The sequence below is a fragment of the Algibacter pacificus genome (assembly GCF_008033385.1).
In the GTDB taxonomy this organism is placed as follows: Bacteria; Bacteroidota; Bacteroidia; order Flavobacteriales; family Flavobacteriaceae; genus Algibacter; species Algibacter pacificus.
Genome location: NZ_VOGY01000006.1, coordinates 244874 through 263421, shown reverse-complemented (window position 1 = coordinate 263421; position 18548 = coordinate 244874). Strand labels below are relative to the sequence as shown.

At 34.2% G+C, this 18548-nt stretch carries 11 protein-coding genes; 9 read left to right on the top strand and 2 right to left on the bottom strand.

Annotated features, from left to right (window positions below):
• Positions 1–137 precede the first annotated feature (137 nt).
• The 9 genes from FQU21_RS11200 (at position 138) to FQU21_RS11165 (ending at position 14437) form a co-directional block, all read left to right on the top strand.
• On the top strand, positions 138–1025 hold the full coding sequence (locus FQU21_RS11200; protein WP_147678095.1) for an AraC family transcriptional regulator: 888 nt from the start codon (positions 138–140) through the stop codon (positions 1023–1025).
• A 374-nt stretch (positions 1026–1399) separates the two neighbouring features.
• A complete protein-coding gene (locus FQU21_RS11195) occupies positions 1400–5743 on the top strand; it encodes a glycoside hydrolase family 38 N-terminal domain-containing protein (protein WP_147678094.1) in 4344 nt (1447 codons plus the stop codon).
• Between the two features lie 16 nt (positions 5744–5759).
• Positions 5760–7934 carry a glucosidase family protein gene (locus FQU21_RS11190; protein WP_147678093.1) on the top strand — a complete coding sequence of 725 codons (2175 nt, stop codon included), beginning with the start codon at positions 5760–5762 and terminating at the stop codon, positions 7932–7934.
• A 31-nt stretch (positions 7935–7965) separates the two neighbouring features.
• Positions 7966–9006: a mannonate dehydratase gene (locus FQU21_RS11185; protein WP_147678092.1), complete on the top strand. Its 1041-nt coding sequence runs from the start codon at positions 7966–7968 to the stop codon at positions 9004–9006.
• Between the two features lie 138 nt (positions 9007–9144).
• Positions 9145–10524: a sugar porter family MFS transporter gene (locus FQU21_RS11180; protein WP_147678091.1), complete on the top strand. Its 1380-nt coding sequence runs from the start codon at positions 9145–9147 to the stop codon at positions 10522–10524.
• A 1-nt stretch (position 10525) separates the two neighbouring features.
• Complete coding sequence (locus FQU21_RS11175) at positions 10526–11299, top strand: SDR family NAD(P)-dependent oxidoreductase (protein WP_147678090.1); 774 nt, start codon at positions 10526–10528, stop codon at positions 11297–11299.
• A gap of 22 nt (positions 11300–11321) precedes the next feature.
• A complete protein-coding gene (locus FQU21_RS11170; protein WP_147678089.1) occupies positions 11322–12653 on the top strand; it encodes a glucosidase family protein in 1332 nt (443 codons plus the stop codon).
• Between the two features lie 130 nt (positions 12654–12783).
• Positions 12784–12921 carry a hypothetical protein gene (locus tag FQU21_RS17455; protein WP_187269371.1) on the top strand — a complete coding sequence of 46 codons (138 nt, stop codon included), beginning with the start codon at positions 12784–12786 and terminating at the stop codon, positions 12919–12921.
• Between the two features lie 226 nt (positions 12922–13147).
• Positions 13148–14437, top strand: a complete 1290-nt coding sequence (locus FQU21_RS11165; RefSeq protein ID WP_147678088.1) for a glucosidase family protein — start codon at positions 13148–13150, stop codon at positions 14435–14437.
• 714 nt (positions 14438–15151) lie between these two features.
• On the opposite strand, the gene FQU21_RS11160 is transcribed toward FQU21_RS11165, so the two are convergent.
• Both FQU21_RS11160 and FQU21_RS11155 read right to left on the bottom strand, forming a co-directional pair.
• On the bottom strand, positions 15152–16993 hold the full coding sequence (locus FQU21_RS11160; protein WP_187269370.1) for a LamG domain-containing protein: 1842 nt from the start codon (positions 16991–16993) through the stop codon (positions 15152–15154).
• A 16-nt stretch (positions 16994–17009) separates the two neighbouring features.
• The gene (locus FQU21_RS11155; protein WP_187269369.1) at positions 17010–18539 is read right to left on the bottom strand and encodes a SusD/RagB family nutrient-binding outer membrane lipoprotein; all 1530 of its coding nucleotides are present in this window, start codon (positions 18537–18539) and stop codon (positions 17010–17012) included.
• Between the last annotated feature and the right edge of the window lie 9 nt (positions 18540–18548).

Here is an 18548-nt window from a genome sequence, read left to right as displayed (position 1 = left end):
GATAGCCATTTTACTTATCAATAAGTCCATATTTTAATGCACTTTTTAATCAAAACATACATCATGTCATGATGTTATTTTTTATTTTAGCTAAACTTGATACCCCCTAAGTCTTAAAAATCACTTTTTAATTAAAAATGAAAGCATCATTTTACAAAATAATATTTGATAAGGAAACGCCATTTCGATGCACCTACATTGATCTTCCTTCATTTGATATGCCTTGGCATTTTCATCCAGAACTTGAGTTAACCTTAATATTAGAAAGCGAAGGCGTTAGATATATTGGAGATTATACGTCTAGTTATAAATCTGGAGATTTAGTTTTAGTCGGTTCTAACCTACCGCATATGTGGGTAAATACTAAACATGAATTTCAAGACAATTTAGAAAAACCCCATAGAAGCAAACGAATTACGCTCCAGTTTCCTCCAGATTTCATGCATAATATTTTTAAAGACGCTCAAGAACTACAACCATTGGTTAGGCTTTTTAAGCTCGCTGAAAGGGGCATTTCATTCAGTCAAAAAACAAGTGATCTAATAAAACCGTTACTGTTAGATATAAACAACAAAAAAGGACTTCGTAAATGGATTGCTGTATTTAATTTATTATTTGAACTTACCGAAGCAGATAATTACAGTTTTTTAGCTAGTCCTGGTTACCTACCCCAACTAACAAGTAAAGATTATAATTTAGTTAATACCATTTTTAGCCATATTGAAAACAATTTTCATAACAAAATTACACTGCAAGAAATGGCCGATATCGCATGTTTAACTAAGCCGTCTTTTTGTCGTCTATTTAAACAAAAAACAGGAAAGTCTTTTTTTGTTTTTTTAAACGAATACCGCATAAATCATGCAAAAAGACTTTTGTTAAACAATAAAAATGAATCGATTAATACCATAGCACTACATTCTGGTTTTCCAACAATACAACACTTTAACAAAAAATTTAAAGAGTTTAATAACGGAGTAACACCTTCTCAATTCTTAAAAAGAAGCATTAATATTAAAACTTAATTTTACTATTAATGAGTTTTTATTTTAAAAAAGTTACTATAAAAAATCAACCCAATGTTAATATTGACTCAAAACTAGCAAGTTTAACTTCACTTGCACCTGTAAATTGTGCTTAAATTTGTATTTCATATAACTATGACTCAATAAATAGTTATATAAACTAAACTAAAACCACTTATCTGAAAATTACTGTAAACACAAACAAAACATTAGTATTCTAAATGATTTGACAACATGTCTTATGCACTTTGTCCTCTTTTGAAATTAAAAAGAATATTAGGTTAAGTTAAGGTTTATGCTAGTAGTCCATTTTGGCATTTCAAAAAAGTGAATTAAGTACAATAAAAATAATTTATAATAATGAAAATTAGATTATGAAAAATTTAGCCATTACAGTATTCTTGACGTTTTATTTTACATTAAGTGCGCAAAATGACAAAATCAAAATAACGGATATAAAATCTACACCGTTTTTTCCTAAAACACAAAAAAATGCCCCTTTAAAGCAAATTGTAAAACTTACTGTTACTAATGATAGTAAAAAAATGGATTTTGGTGTAAGAATAAAAGCCGAAGGTTTTGATGCGTATTATCAAGACCTTGGTCATTTAGCTAAAGGAGAAGATGTTTATGATATCATGCTAGTAGATGTAAAAAAAACTTCTCAGGTAACATTAGAATTACTTAATGCTAAAAAGCAGGTCTTATCCAAAAAAACCATAACATGGCATCCCCAAAAAAAATGGAAAGTATATTATGCCGCCGTATCGCATCAAGATTTAGGATTTATAACCTATTACCAAAACATACGAAAAGCAGTAAGAGAGGCGGGTATAGATAGCGCACTTGAATACTGTGCAGAAACCGACGATTGGGATGAAAACGATAAATTCCGTTGGAATATTGAAACTAGCGAACCCTTAATCCGCTGGATATCAAAACAAACCCCCGAAAAAATAAAAGAGTTTGAGCAAAGGGTAAACGAAGGAAGAATAGGTTTTTCTGCCAACCACAATACCATATCCTCACAAATGGTGGGTTATGAAATGTTAGCGAGAAGCTTTTATACGCCGAATAGATATGTAGTAGATAAACTAGATGTTGAACCATCTAAACTCGCCTTAATTAATGATGTCACAGGAATTACCCGCTCGTGGCCACTATACCTTAAAGAGGCCGATATCTCCTATTTTATGCATGGAAGCAACTCACCTAACTGTTTAATGGATATGTTCGATAAACCGGCATTCAAATGGATGAGTCCAGATGGAGATACCGAAAACGTTCCTTTAGCTCGTACAGATTCATACTATTCACCCAATAAAGTCTCTACATGGGATATTGAAGGGATATCTCATCTTATAAACCGCCATGTAGATTTAGACTGGAAGTTCGACTGTATTTTAGCCTATGATAGTCATGATTTTTCAATACCAACCTTAGAAAATGCCCAAAACATAAAGGAATGGAATAGCAAATACGAATACCCAAAATTTAGATGCTCATTAGTAAGTACCTATTTTGAGGATATTGAATCGCAGATGCAACCTGGCATGATAGAGGAAACTTCAAAAGATGCTCCAGATAGTTGGAACGACCAAGAAATTATAGATGCCGATCTTTTAGCGAAAGCCAGACGCGCCAACTACGCCATCCCTACTACTGAAAAACTGGCTACAATAGCTATGAATACAGATGGTGGTTATCCTGAAAAAGATATCTTTCAGGCATACAATCGTATTGTTATGTACCACGAACATACTAATGGGTGTTTTGATGGTGGAAACCATAAATATTATGAAACTGAAAATGCCATGCACGAAACCTTGGTAGACGAGGCCATAACATATAACGACCAAGCATTAAAGGTGTCTTTGGACAAAATAGGCTCGCAAATACAAACTAAATCTAATGCCATAGTTGTTTATAACAGTTTGAATTGGAAACGTAATGAAGTCGTGTACCTCAATGAAAACGAGGTGCCCTATCCTTATTTTAAGCTTATTGACCCTAGCACTAAAAAATCTATAAAAGTGCAAAAATTAACAGATGGCAGATTCGCTTTTTTTGCAAAAAATATTCCAGCAATGGGCTATCAAACCTACACGATTAAAGAAACAAAAAAGCCTACCTACTCCACTTCGTCTTTAAGTGATGCAACGTCTATTACAAATGGCTTTTATGAATTGACTATTGATAGACAGAAAAACATAATATCAGACGTTATCGACAAAGAATTGGGCAAAAACATAATAGATAAAAGCTCACCTTATGCATTGGGCGAATACATTCACTATGATCATTTTAGCAAAACGTGGAAAAAAACAAACTTTACCAATATAACACTTTATAAAGGTGCTGTTATGGACGAAGTTCATATAAGTCAAGATGCCTATTTAACAGGAAAGGTTAAACTGGTAGTTTATGTACATCATAACATGAAAAAACTTGATTTTGATTTGGAAGTTGATAAGCTCTCTAATGGTGAAGCCTTAATTTCGGGATGGAATAGATATCTAAAAGAAGCCGCATTTTGCGCAATACCTGTAAAGGTACCAAATTACCAGCATCATCATGAATTATCTGGTGCGGTAACCCAACCTGGCAATAAGGAATTACAATTTGAGTCTGCAGAATCATCGTTCTACGCCATTCAACATTTTGCCGATGCCTCAAATGATGACTTTGGTGTTACCTTATCAACCGTAGAAACTAACTTGGTAAATTATGGGCATCCAAGACCTGTATACTGGAACAACGATGGTAGAAGACCAAAAGAAGATGTCGTAAAACCAGAGAATAGTAATATGTTCCTCTATTTAATGAATAATTTCTTTCAAACCAATGTACAGGTAGACCAACCAGGAACTAAAAATTATACGTTTTCAATTAATAGCCACGCAGGTAATTGGCAAAAAGGAAAAGCATATAATTTCGGTTGGAATAGTTCTCATCCCATTACATCTCAATTTATTGAAAAAAACAAGAAGGGCAAACTCTCCAACAAACGTTCTTTTTTAAGCACTAACAAACAAAATGTTGTGTGTACTACACTAAAAAAAGCAGAAGCCAATGGAGACGGATTTATTATACGGTTTTTTGAATTAGAAGGAAAAACATCTAAAGTAAAAGTGAAATTAAACCTAGATCAAAGTATTGATAAAGCTTATATTTTAAATCTTGTTGAAAAAAACAAAACAGAAATTGCCGTTACCGATAACGAAATTGAATTTGAAATTAATGGACACGGTATAAAAACCATACGCCTTACAAGTAAATCTAACTTAAAGCCAGTTGCTCCTTCAATTCAGGTGCAAGCAATATCCAATGAAGAAGTTCGTATAACATGGAATCAAGTCAATAACAACAATATAATTAGTCATTACAATGTATATAGAAGTTTAGACCCTTTGTGCGAAACTAAAGCCTTAAATTTTATTGGAACCTCTGAAACAACGCAATATTTAGATAAAACAGAACTTAATTATGGTGGTTGGGGCCATAATCGTGTTACACCAAACACAACATATTACTATAAAATACAGCCTGTTGATAAATTCAATAACAAAGGTATCGCCTCTAAAACAATAAAATGTACCACTCCAAATAATGACGAGAATGATACTAAACCTAATAAAGTAGAAGGTGTATATACAGCCCATGTTTCATCCTTGGCTCCTGAAGATTATGTGAATTTATGGTTTTACACAAATTTTGAAAACGATGTAGATAAGTATCTAATTCATAGAGGCGAGAAAGCAAACTTCGCACCTGATAAAGAAAACTTAATTAATGAGCTTATACCTTCAAAAGATTCTATAACATTTCATAAAACCTACAGTACAGCAGAATTAAATAGACAAATGTATGTTGATACTACTGTACAGGTAAATAAATCGTACTACTACAAAGTAGCTGCCGTAGATCATGGTGGTAATGTTGGTGAATACTCCAATGCAACCTATGCTTACATGGAAAAAACACCGGTTGAAATTTCTCATAAATACATTGCAACGGACAAATTTGAAACATTTAGACCTAAAACCATTGTTACCATAACCTGTAATGAACCTAATTCTGAAATATACTATACTACCGAAAGTAGAAGTAATATTAGCGAAGCCAAAAAATATACTGGCCCTTTTGAAATAACAGAACGAAGTATTATTAACGTGGAAGTATTTAAAGCAAATACAAAAGAATTGGTTTACCGTTACAGACGTTTTGTAAATGTGAATCAAAACATTAGCCAATCGGACTTTAATGGACATTTCAATTCACTAAAATCCACCGATGGTAGTTATTACAGCGGATGGGTATCGAAAAAATTTGGAGGAAAAAGCAAAGAAGCCCCTGCTGATATATGGTTGGGTACTAACCTAGGTAAAACGACAATGGTAGGCGGATTGACTGTTATTGCCGATCGTGGGGATATTTTCCCACTTCACGACCAATTTCGCGTGTTTATGCGCCATGGAGAAACCCTTACAGAACTTGAATTTACGCAAACGTCCGACTCTGAAATACGTAATACCTACCACGTAAAATTTAATGCGCCAGTTTCTGCCGATGGGATAATGATTTTCTTCGATAAAGATAAACTACCTGTAGTTGAAGGTAGAGAAGACCAAAAAGGTATGGTAAGAATAAACGAATGGTTAATTTTGGATGAAAACGGAGACTCCATCCTGCGTTCGGATTTATTACCAATTGAATAATAATAAAATATATAAAATGAAGCACATCAAATTTTATTTAATCGTTCTGCTCTTTGCCACAATACAGAACATTTTAGCACAGTCGGCCTTTACCCCTGCCAATCCAGAGTATTATGCCATGGATCGCGAGGATATGACCTTTGACGATGAACAAGTCCTTTTGGTAAATTACCGAGGATTTGTATCACCTCGTCAATATAGTGTAACACAGTTTACCAATGTTTGGTTTTTACCTATTGGCGCACCACGTTATGAGTTTAACTTAAACTTTTTTGATAAAGGGACAGAGCGGCTTATTGAAGACGATGTACCAACCAAATGGAAATCGTGGATAGATGATGGAAAAAGTGTAGATCCACTAGGGTCTAATTTTCGACCAAATTCACCGTCGATAATGGTGACACAAGATGAAAAATGGCAACCTAATAGCTACCACCGTACAGCAACGTTTCATAAAGAATATAATAAAAAGTGGGTAAGTTTCTCTGCTGAAAGCTGGACTAATGTTTCTTTTGAGGATGATGAAGTGTTCATTAAACTAATCTTAACCAATCGTAATTCGAAGGATTTGAATATGACCATTACACCAAATCAGGTGGCCGATCAAATGGTGTGTCATTTTAAACAGGGAAATACTGTACCCAATACTATTGATGCGTTTACCTATGGTAGCGATATGGCTAGAGCACGAGTATCTTCGTCTATAAAAGAAACTAGCGATAAAGGTTTTGAAATTAGTATTGCACCAGGCAAAACCGAAACCTATTATTTTGCGGTAAAATTTTACGAGCCACAAAATGGCGCTCCCGAAGTTTACCAATCGGATATAAAAGAACGAATGCAAAGTGCCGACAAAAAAACTCGTGATATGCTTGCTTGGGCATATAATAAACTCCCTAAACTTACTAGTACAAATAAACAACTTCAAGAGTATTATTACCGTTGTATTTTATCGGTTATGATGAGCCGTTACGAAAACCCGAACTACATTACCGATGTGTTTTGGGCTGTTGGTACATGGCCGTACACTATTAGTTGGGATAACTCTTACGCATCGGATTTACTTGCTATGCTTGACCCCGAAAGTTTAAAAGGTGCCATTTTAACAGACTTTGAGCAAGTACAATTAAAAAGAACTTATGTAGGCTGGAACGGTGCACACTGGGATATACTTTATATCCAAGAACCTTTTGCCCTTCAAATTATGATTGAAGCTTATATAAGACATACAGGTGATTATGCCATCCTTAACGAAAAAGCAGCAGGTAAAACCGTATGGGAATGGATGCAAGCTTGGGTAAACGAATTGCAAACAAATTACACCAATAAACTTGGCTTAATAGATGTGGGTTACAATACCGAAAAAATTATTGAAATCCGCACAGATGGTTACAACCACGCAGTACCAATTACCAACACTTTAACTATAGATTTACTGTACACCATGGCAGATTGGGCAAAAACCCAAAAGAATAACAAATTACAACAACGTTATACTAAAAATGCCGATAAATTAAAAGGCTTAGTAGATACTTACCTGTGGAATGAAGAATTAGGATGGTTTGATAATTACTATCCTGATGGCACAAAAGGAACCATTTGGACCTACCACCTGTTTGATTTATTAGGTACAGATTACCTGCCAGATAACCAAGCATATAAACTGGTAAGCCACTTGCAAGAAGGTGAATTTTTAGGAAAATATGGCGTTTATTCTATTGCCCGTCGCGACAGTGTACACTGGGACTTAATTGACTCAGATTGGGGTGGCGGTGGCCAATATGCTGGTATGCCTGGTCGTATTTCTCGTAACTTGTATCAAAAAGGATTTGCTGGTAAAGGTTGGGATGTACTAAAGCGTAATATCAGATATATTGATCATTTTCCATACCTGCCACAAAACCCCCGCATTGATGCTCCAGAACAGGATCGCTCTTCAATGCCAGTACAAATAGCAGCAGGTGCAGGAATGGAAGCTATTGTTTTTGGAACTTTTGGTGTGAACATAGAACCCAACAAACTAACTATAAAACCATTTAACCATGAAGATATCGGTGAGGCCACATTAAAAAATATTGTTTGGAACGGCAGAACTTTTGGTATAAAATTAACCCAAAAAACATTTTCTGTTTATGAAAACAATTCACTTCTTGAAACAAAGTTTTATGGAGAATCTGTAATAATCAATTAAAATAAAAAAATAATCGTTTTATAAACAAAATATGAAAAGACTACTTAAATCTGAAAAATGGGCGAATTTACCAATGCGTCCAGGATTCGGTTCTTTTATGCACCCAACCGAAGAAAAGCTAACCCTTATTAAACAACTTGGAGTTGATGATATTATTTTAAATATGTACAAAAATAATCTTATTGATACCAATTTTGACCACCTTCCTTTACCTGGTGATCACCAATGGGAGTATAAAGATTTATTAATGCTTCGCAATACGGTTGAAAATGCAGGAATTAGGTTTCTTGCCTTAGAAAACATGCCATTTTCCTTTTACGACAAAATAATGATGGGACAACCTGGCAGAGAAGAACAGATGAAACATGTTCAGGAATCTATTGCTAATATGGGAGCGGCGGGAATACCTGTTTTAGGCTATGGCTGGACGCCTACAGGTGTTTGGCGTTCATCAACAACCTTTCCTATTCGTGGTGGTGCACAATCTATGAGTATAGACCTTAATGACTTCGCTAGAGCACCGCTTTCTCATGGTCGTGTATTTTCAGAAGAAGAAATGTGGGACTATTATCAATATTTTTTAGAAGGCGTTTTACCTGTTGCCGAAGAGGCTGGTGTAACTTTAGCACTACACCCTAACGACCCACCTGTACCAAGTTTAGCTGGTGTGCCTCAGTTATTCAGAAGTTTTGAAGCCTATAAAAAAGCCATGTCTTTAGTAGAAAGTGATAACCACGGGCTACAATATTGCTTGGGTAATTTTTCAGCTATGGGTGAAGATATTAATGCTGTTACCGAGTATTTTGCAAAACTAGACAAATTAGTATATGTTCATTTTCAAACCGTATCAAATTCATTAGTAAATAATGATAAATTAAACGAAGTGTTTGTTGATATGCCAGGGTATTACAATCCGGTTTCGGTACTTAAAAAGTTAAAAGAAGTAGATTACAAAGGCATGATTATGCCAGGGCATGTACCCAAAATGATTGGTGATGTATCTTGGGAAGAAAGAGGACGATCATTTACAATTGGTTATATAAAAGGAATTATTGCTACTTTAAATGATTAACATATGTTATTCGTCTAAAAAATGTTTAATTACACTTTAAAACATTTAATTTCAGTAAAATTAATTTGAAACCATGAACTATATCTAAAATCTATAGTATTGTAAAGTTATGTTAAAGTAAACTAAATACCTTATTAAATGAAAAACAATGTGAATTTTTTGGCTTTTGTAGTAGCACTTGTCGGTTTCCTATTTGGCTATGATACAGCAATTATATCTGGAACTATAGGTTTCGTGAAAACGCAATTTGAACTTAGTACAATTATGGAAGGTTGGTATGTAAGTTCTGCTTTAGTAGGAACTATTCTAGGTGTCTTAATAGCAGGTATTATTAGTGATAAATACGGGAGAAAAAACATGCTATTGGTCTCTAGTCTATTTTTTGCATTGTCGGCCATTGGTTGTGCTTTTTCTAATTCTTTTAACACCCTTGTTATTTATAGACTTATTGGTGGTATTGGGGTTGGTGTTGCTTCTATGCTATCTCCATTATATATATCAGAAATTGCTCCAGCAAAAAACAGAGGAAGATTGGTTGCTTTATATCAACTAGCAATAACCCTTGGTATTTTGTGTGCTTATTTTGTAAATGCTTATTTATTATCACTTTCAACATCAGAAAGTATGACAAACGCAACTGGAATAGTTCGCCAACTATATGTTACCGAAGTATGGCGATCTATGTTAGGTAGTGAAACTATACCTGCAATAATATTTCTTCTTTTACTATTGGCAATACCAAAAAGTCCAAGGTGGCTAGCTAGTAAAGGCCAATTGGTGAAAGCCAAAAGTATTATGCAACGTTTTATGACTAATGAAGAAGCCGATAAAAATATAGAAGAAGTACAAACCATTCTTTTAAAAGATTCTACTGAAATAAAATCTGTTTTATCAGGGCCCTTTAAACTTGCCATGCTTATAGGAGTATCACTAGCTTTCTTAAGTCAGGTAAGTGGTATTAATGCCATTATTTACTATGGCCCCAGAATATTAGAAGAAGGTGGTCTAAAACTAGGAGATGCCTTGGGAGGACAAGTTATCATTGGCGTAGTAAACGTGCTATTCACATTTATTGCCTTATGGAAAATTGATGATTTGGGCAGAAAACCACTATTAAAATATGGTATTATTGGTATTATGTTATCCTTAATCGCCGTAGGAATACTGTTTTACTTAGAAATAGAAAACCCGTACTTACTTATGACATTTATACTTTTGTTTATAGCCTGTTTTGCTTTTTCATTTGGGCCAGTACTTTGGGTATTGCTCTCTGAAATATACCCTTTAAAAATAAGAGGTGCTGCAATGTCCATAGCAACAATGACCGTTTGGATAGGTACCACTTTTGTTGGACAAATGACGCCATGGTTATTAGAAAACCTAAAACCATTTGGTACATTTTGGTTTTTTGCAGGGTTTATGATTCCTGCTATTTATTTGGTTATAAAAGTGCTCCCTGAAACAAAAGGTAAAAGCTTAGAAGAAATAGAAAATTATTGGATATCAAAAAAAAATTAACATGAATCGTTTAAAAGATAAAGTTGCCATAGTTACAGGCGCTGCAGATGGTATTGGACTTGCTATAAGCAAAGCATTGGCCAAAGAAGGCGCTATGGTTGTAATGACTGATATTAATGAAGAAAAATGTACACAAGAAGCAAATCTTTTATTAGAAAATAATAACAATATTTCAACTTTATTATGTGATATTGGAGATACCAATTCTGTAAATACCATGGTTAATACCTGTATTGAAAAATTTGGAAAAATTGACATTCTTGTAAATAATGCTGCGGTAGCCATTCCTGGAACAATTACCAATATGCCTGAGGAAGATTGGGACAAACTTATGAATATTAACCTTAAAGGTGCATTTCGTTGTATTAAAGCCTGTTTACCACATATGCTTTCAGTAAAACAAGGAAGTGTTATAAACATATCGTCTACACAAGCACATAGAAGTTGGGATGACTGGACTGCTTATGCCGCTGCAAAAGGAGGGCTATTATCAATGACCAACCAACTAGCTGGACAATTTGGAAGTAATAACATAAGGTTTAACAGTATTTCTCCGGGAGCTATTTTAACCCCAATGAATCAAAAAAGAGTTGAGGAAGAAGGGGAACAGTTTTTAAAAGGAAGCATCAATCAAGCGCCTATGCTCCGCTTAGGCAAATCTGAAGAAGTAGCCATGACTGCCGTTTTTCTAGCCTCAGACGAAGCTGGTTTTATAACAGGAGAAGATATAACAGTAGATGGAGGACTTTGCACAGTACCAAGGTATTTTGAGTAAAAAACACTAATTTTTTAATATTATGTATAAATCAATAGTAGCAATCACATTACTATTTTGTTTAATGTCTTGCTTAGACCATAAAAATGAAACCAAAATAGAAAGAAACCCTAAACTAGAATTGGCAGAAGCCATTCAAGCAGATAACCGCTTAGATAGTGTTTTGGCGAAAGCTAAAAAAACATTAAAGCCAGAAGATGGAAGGTTTCAAGCTGGCAGTAACTATGCCGAAACTTGGATAAGAGATTTTGCGACATTCATAGAAGTTGCTTTAGAAGTAAACTCGCCAGACGTAATTAAAGAACGGTTGCTATTGTTTTTTGATTTTCAAGGCGAAGATGGTAATATTATTGATGGCTATACCGAATTAAAAAATGAAGGTGGTTACGAATATAGATATTCCAAAACCGCTCCAAATTATAAAGGTCATAAAAACACCGTAGAAACAGATCAAGAAGCATCGTTAATTCTGGCTATTGCAAGATATATTAACGTTACCGGAGATACAGAAATACTTAATTTAAATAAAAACGGAAAAACAGTTCTTGAACGCTGCGCAATGGCACTTAATTTCCTAAAAGAGAATATGTATTCTAAAAAATTTGGTCTTATTAAAGGAGCAACCACAATAGACTGGACAGATGTACAGCCAGAAACTATTTGGGGCGTATTTGTTACCGAGGATACGCATTGGTGTGTAGACGTTTATGATAATGCCATTTATGTAATGGCCATAAACGAATATTTAAAATGGATTAAGCAAGACCAAGAAAAATATAAATTTTGGACAGCCGAAAAGGAATCCATAAAAACAAATGTTAGAAAACATTTATGGGATGAAAAACGACAAAAATTTATACCTCATAAATACCTAGAAGATTCTCCATTTTCAGGATTTGATGAAGAGGAAATATATTATTTAGGCGGTACGGTATATGGTATTTTAGCCGGTTTTTTAAATGATGATGAAATAGAAGCTTGTTATAAAAAAATGCTGGCTATAAAAGATTTATCTGGAGCCATGACTATTGCTGTTATAAACTACCCGCCTTACCCCTATAAAAGTTTTGCTAACAGAGATACAAAACCATATATATATGTAAATACAGCCGATTGGACTTGGTGGGGTGGTCGTACCATTGAAGCTATGATTAAAACAGGTCACCTAGATTTAGCCTATCAAGAAATAAGTTCTTTTCTAGATAGAGTCATTAAAAATAAAGGTTTTTATGAATGGTATTCTGTTCTTGACCATCAACCTCATGGTTCAAATACATTTCTTAGTGCAGCGGGTGCATTAGGAAAAGCCATTAATTTAATGCAGAAGGAAGCTTCAGAAATCACTCAAAAATAATGGCTAATAAAATTATTCATAAATTCTTTTAACCAGTTAAACTAAATTACTTACTTGAGAAATAAGTCTTAGTTTAGAAAAAAGAAATATCATTAGTATAATTTCACTCAACATTTCAGATACTTTCTTTGTGCAAATAGCAAGACGTATTGAAAAGAAAGCAGAAAAACTAGGCTATAATGTAGTCTTTAGTAGTACGGGAGAATCTCCTCAAAGGGAGTCCAAAATTATACAATCTATGCTGGATAGCGAGGTCATGAAATATTAAGACTTTAAAACTGAAAACAACTTCAAACAACACATTGATTATCAAAACATAGACTATGATATAAAAAAAGCAATACATACACTAACCCACACCGCTAAAGTGGATGGTGTTTTATTTGATGATACGTTTTACCAAAAAGTTTTGCCTGCATTCGAGCTTCTGTAGATTACAATTTCGACCATTTATGTTGCATTATAAAATAAACTTTAAAATAAAATAATTAAATATGAAATTCTTAAAAATATGTAGCATCGTTCTAATGCTTTGTAGCTGTGTAAACTCAAAAAAAGAACAATCGGAATTAAAACAGCAAATACAATTGAACGACGATTTTAAATTCACAAAAGCCAAAGCACTCGAAGTTGTGAAAACTGGTTTTAATGCTGGTGATGGTTATGGAGAGGTATGGATACGCGATTATAATACATTTATAGAACTTTCTGCCGAGGTATTTCCTAAAGAAGCGCTAAAAGAAAATCTTCGTGTTTTTATGCGGTTGCAAAGAAATGATGGTAATATAGTAGATGGTTTTATCCCTAAAGAAAAAGCCGTACAAACAGCAGACGGTTACACGTATATTTTTAGTGAATTAGAACCAAACTACGCTGGACAAAAAAACGATGTTGAAACAGACCATGAATCATCATTAGTGCAAGCTGTTTATAAATATGTAAAAAAAACAAATGATACTGCTTTTCTTAATGAAAAGATAGGAGATAAAACGGTTGCAGAACGTTTAGAATGGTCCATGAAATTTTTAATAAATAAAAGATGGAGTGACAAATACAATCTTATTTGGGGTGCAACTACTGCCGATTGGGGCGATGTACAACACACGCATCCTTGGGGAGTGTATATAACAGAAGACACCAAATATACTTTAGATATTTATGATAACGGCATGATGTTAATTGCGCTAGAAAATTTAATGGAAATGGTGCCATCATTAAAAGCAAAATGGCAACCTATTAGAGATGACATGGCAAAAAATGTTATGAAACATTTATGGGATGAAAAAAATCAAAAATTTATTCCTCACGTGTATCTTGATGGTTCGCCATACCCAAGTGATTTCAATGAAAATGAAATTTATTACCACGGAGGCACCGCAATTGCTATTGAAGCAGGTTTACTTTCTAAAGAGCAAATAAAAGTATCTTTAGAAAAAATGATTGCTAACGTAAAAGCATCGGGAGCAGGCTCTATTGGTTTAACATTGTACCCACCCTACCCTGAAGGTTCTTTTGAAAATAAAGGCATGTACCCTTATGGTTATCAAAATGGCGGCGACTGGACTTGGTTTGGTGGTCGTATGATTCAACAATTAATAAAGAACGGTTTTATTAAAGAAGCATACCAACACATACAACCTATGGTAAAAAGAGTAAAAGACAATAATGGCTTTTACGAATGGTACACGGTTAATAACGAGCCAGAAGGATCTGGAACCTTTCGCGGTTCGGCTGGTGTGCTATACAAAGCCATAGAGATGTTTGAAAACTATGCTAATAATTAAGAACTATACTAATAATTGTTATGTTAAAATTAATTTAGTACTTAATACCTATAAAAAAGAAACAACGCTGGTTGGACGGTATAATTTATATATTTCCCTTTAATAGACTGCATAATATTTTGTGGCTTCACTCAAACTTAAATCAATGATTTTAAAAATAATAGGCAAAAAAATATTTTTACTTTTTTGCCTATTATTAAACTATTGAAAATCTTAGTAGGCAAAATTAAGAACAAAGAATACTTAGAAAGTAAATAAAAATGATGTTCAAACGAGTCATAGAATCGTTTTTAAAGGCTAAAATGTCCGCTTATTTAGAGAGCTAAAAGGAGTTTTTGTAATTAATAAGAATCAACTAAATGGTTCTTCAGAGAAAACCATAAAAGACCAAGAAGATAGAGTTTCAGTTTTCGATCGTTATCATTCTTAAACACCAATCCTTCAATCAATACGTAAAAAATCGAATTTTAATTATATAAAAACCTAAAACTAAAGGTTCAATATATTGAGCTATATTAAAGCCCGATTTTCTTCTTCCTATGCACTATTAATAGCATTTTTACTCCTGTAAAACATAAATATAGTTCCTTTATTTTACCTTATAAATAGTTTGAATAAACGTGTTGTTTATTAGTTTTTTCACATAAAAAAGTGGTAGATATAATTAATATACCTACCACTTAAAATCAATCTAAGATATTTCTTAAAAATATACTAATTATTCCAAACAATACCTTGCATTTCTCCTTTATAGTTACCAGTTTCATCACTAAACTCAACACCTTTTACTATGTTTAGAGGAAAATAAATTTGAAGATTACCTTCGGTACCATCTATATCGGCATCCAATTGCCCTACAGAACGCGCTTCGTCCCAAATTCTAAAGTCTTTAATAGAACCATTCATTTTAGCGCCCCAAGAATTTCCTAACCAAATTTCTCCCCATCCAGAAACATCTGGCACACCAATTTCTGTTGATTGGCCAACCATTTCACCATCTACATATATAGTGGTTGTCATTGCTGTATTGTCATGAACTACGGCTACATGCTGCCAGATTTGTGATTTAACAGATAACGCTGGTGCTTCTGGACCAACATAACCTCCAATAAGAGTAAAATTCCATAAACCTCCGGAAGCAAATACCTCTTCTTCAGTTGGCTCTGTATAACCAAAAACTCTTAAGCCTAAACTTCCATTACCAAAAATCTCTCCTGAACCTCCCATTTGTAAGGTTTTTAGTTTTAAATCAAATTCAACAGTATAATCGCCTTGAGGTGTGTAGTTTGGCGTAATTCTAAAACCAACAGCATCAGGATTATCTCTATCAACATAAATCCCTTGAGCAGGACCTACTAAATTTGCATTTATAAGCTTAATGGATTCTTTTAATGCACTAGCAGTATCGTCTAAAGCGGTTTGTCTTCCTTCATTTGCTCTAACGTCATTAGCATTGGCTAATAATGTATCGATATAATTTAGAGTACCTATTGGATAATCACCATCCAGATCTCCTTCTACTATGGTTTCTTTAAAATTGGCCATTTCTTGTATAGAGGCGTCAATATCTGTATAATCTAAAATTATAACTGGTGGTTCTGGCACCCACTCAACATCGCCATTAATTGTAGCACTAAAATTACCTGTTATATCTTCAAAACTATTCCCGAGATTAGAACCAAAAGGGAAGTAAGATACTAAACCAGACTCAGTACCATCAAATGTAGCATCCATATTTGCTTGTATGGTACTTGCATCTAAAACAGAATCCCAAACTTTAAACTCTTTAAAAACGGCATTACAAACCCTATCTGTCCACGTTGGCCCATTACCCAATGTAAAAGAAGCTTCTGGTGCTCCGATTACAGCATCATGAGTAGCCACTAAATTTCCATTAATATAAAGTGACTGTGTGGTACCAGAATTTGTATAGGCAACATTAACCCATTCGCCTCCTTTTAGTGTTCCTTCTGGAGCTGATGTTACTGGCCAACCTGTACCTGTACCAGTTACAATTTCAATAACCCCATTTCCAAAATAACGAACAGTAATTCCATTTGCTGGGTTAGATTCTATTGAAAAAAGATTATTAGAATATCCAGCTTGATTTAAATCTACTACATATACTTGCAATTCTATTGTTGAAGCTCCCAATAATACTGGTTTAATATTATCTGATATTTGTATTCCTGCTCCTGGTGATTGTTTTACCCAAGGAAAAGCAACCGAAACGGTACTCATGGTAAATTTATCTATGGCTGCATTAATTTTAGCTACTGCATCATCAATATCTGCTTGAGATTTAGAGCTTTCAATACGTTTATAAATCCAGTTTACAACATCTTGTAAACTTTGTTTAGATCCTGGCTGAAAATCTCCAGCACTAGTACCTTCAACTGATACCGCTATTAAATTTTCAGCTTCAGAAATCTTTGCTTCCAATTGTGCTATATCAAAATTCTGCCCTGTGGCGTCATCGTCGTTATCACAGGATACAGTAAACAATACTAGTATCAAGGGAAGTACTAGCGCTACCTTTTTTATATTCTTAAACATTTTCATTATATTTTTTTTAGAAATTACTATTCATCAACCCATTAGACTTAGTTTTAGTATCAGCAGTATCCCACCACAACCTCTTATCCATACGGTTTGTCTCTATTGTATTTTGATCTGCAGGTAACATATCCTGTTCTGAATTAAAGGCATTATCAGGGTATCTAATTCTTTTAACATATGTACCAGAACTTACCGTTGAAGCACTACTTACACCATCAATTGGTAAAGTAAGATCTGGGTAATCTGTACGCCTAAAATCTACCCAAGCTTCTCGTCCGTTTGGAAAATTTGAAATATATTTTTGTGTCATTAGCTGTTTTAACTGTTCTTCTTTAGATCCTGATAGAGGAGCAAGCTCATCAATGTATGTCGTTGCATCTGCTGAATCTACACCAACAAATTCCATAGAAGCCCTAACACCTTCTTGCATAAGTGCTGTAGGGTCTTCACTTGTCCAACCGCGTAATGCCGCTTCTGCTTGCAAAAATAAAACCTCAGGATAAAGCATTATAGGTTGGTAGTGATCAATATCGGCACCATCCCCAGAAAATCCTATGTATGTGGTGTTCTCATTCATTGTTGCAAAATCGTTAGCATCTGCGGGTAAAATATTATACCCATTGGCAACACCTTCTAAACGCGCACTACCAAATAAGGGAGAGCTTGCTTTGTAATTAAACCAAATCTTCGCTCTAGGGTCTTCGATGGAGGTTTGAGAATACATCAGATCGATAAATGTTTTTGAAGCTCTAATATTATCCCATAATAGTGCCATGTTTCGTAAATAATCATAAAAACCATTTACCCAAGCAGGTACATGAGCCACATCATTATTACTTTGCATGACGCCTGCATTAATTGCAGCCACAGCTTCTGTTTGTGCTTTGTTTGGGTCTACATTAGATATTCTTATGGCTAACCTCAATCGCATTGAGTTACCAAAGCGTTTCCACTTTTCTAAATCCCATGCATAAATTAAATCTTGTTCACTAGGCATTACAAACTGGTCTGTAGCACTAGAATCTAATGCATTTACAGCTTTAGTTAATCTTTCAAATAAATCATAATAAATTTCTTTTTCAGAATTGTATGGTACTTTTGACGCAAAATCAACTCCAAAATAAGGTAAATCACCATAATAAGCCATCATACGTGACCATTCTGAACATTCAAATATTTCTAAAACTTGTGTAAGGTTGCTGTAAAACGGATCTTCGCCATATAACCTTTTAAGGGTTTTGGTATTAGCCAATCCGTCTACATAAAATGCATTCCACCCGGTAGCAGCCCATCCATCAACATATTCGTAACGTCCAGACTCAAAACTATTTACGGTATTTGCCCAATATTGTGAATAAAAATCTGCAAATAAATTCACATTACGTTGATAATCAAAAACAGGCGTAGTTACAATTCTATTAAATAACTGCCCTGGTTGAGGAGCCGTAACCGCATTAGGGTTTGTGTTAATTTCTTCAAAATTTTCTGTACAACTAGTGGTAATAAAAAAGCCGGCTGTTAGTACTATTAATAGTTTTTTCATAATTCTTTT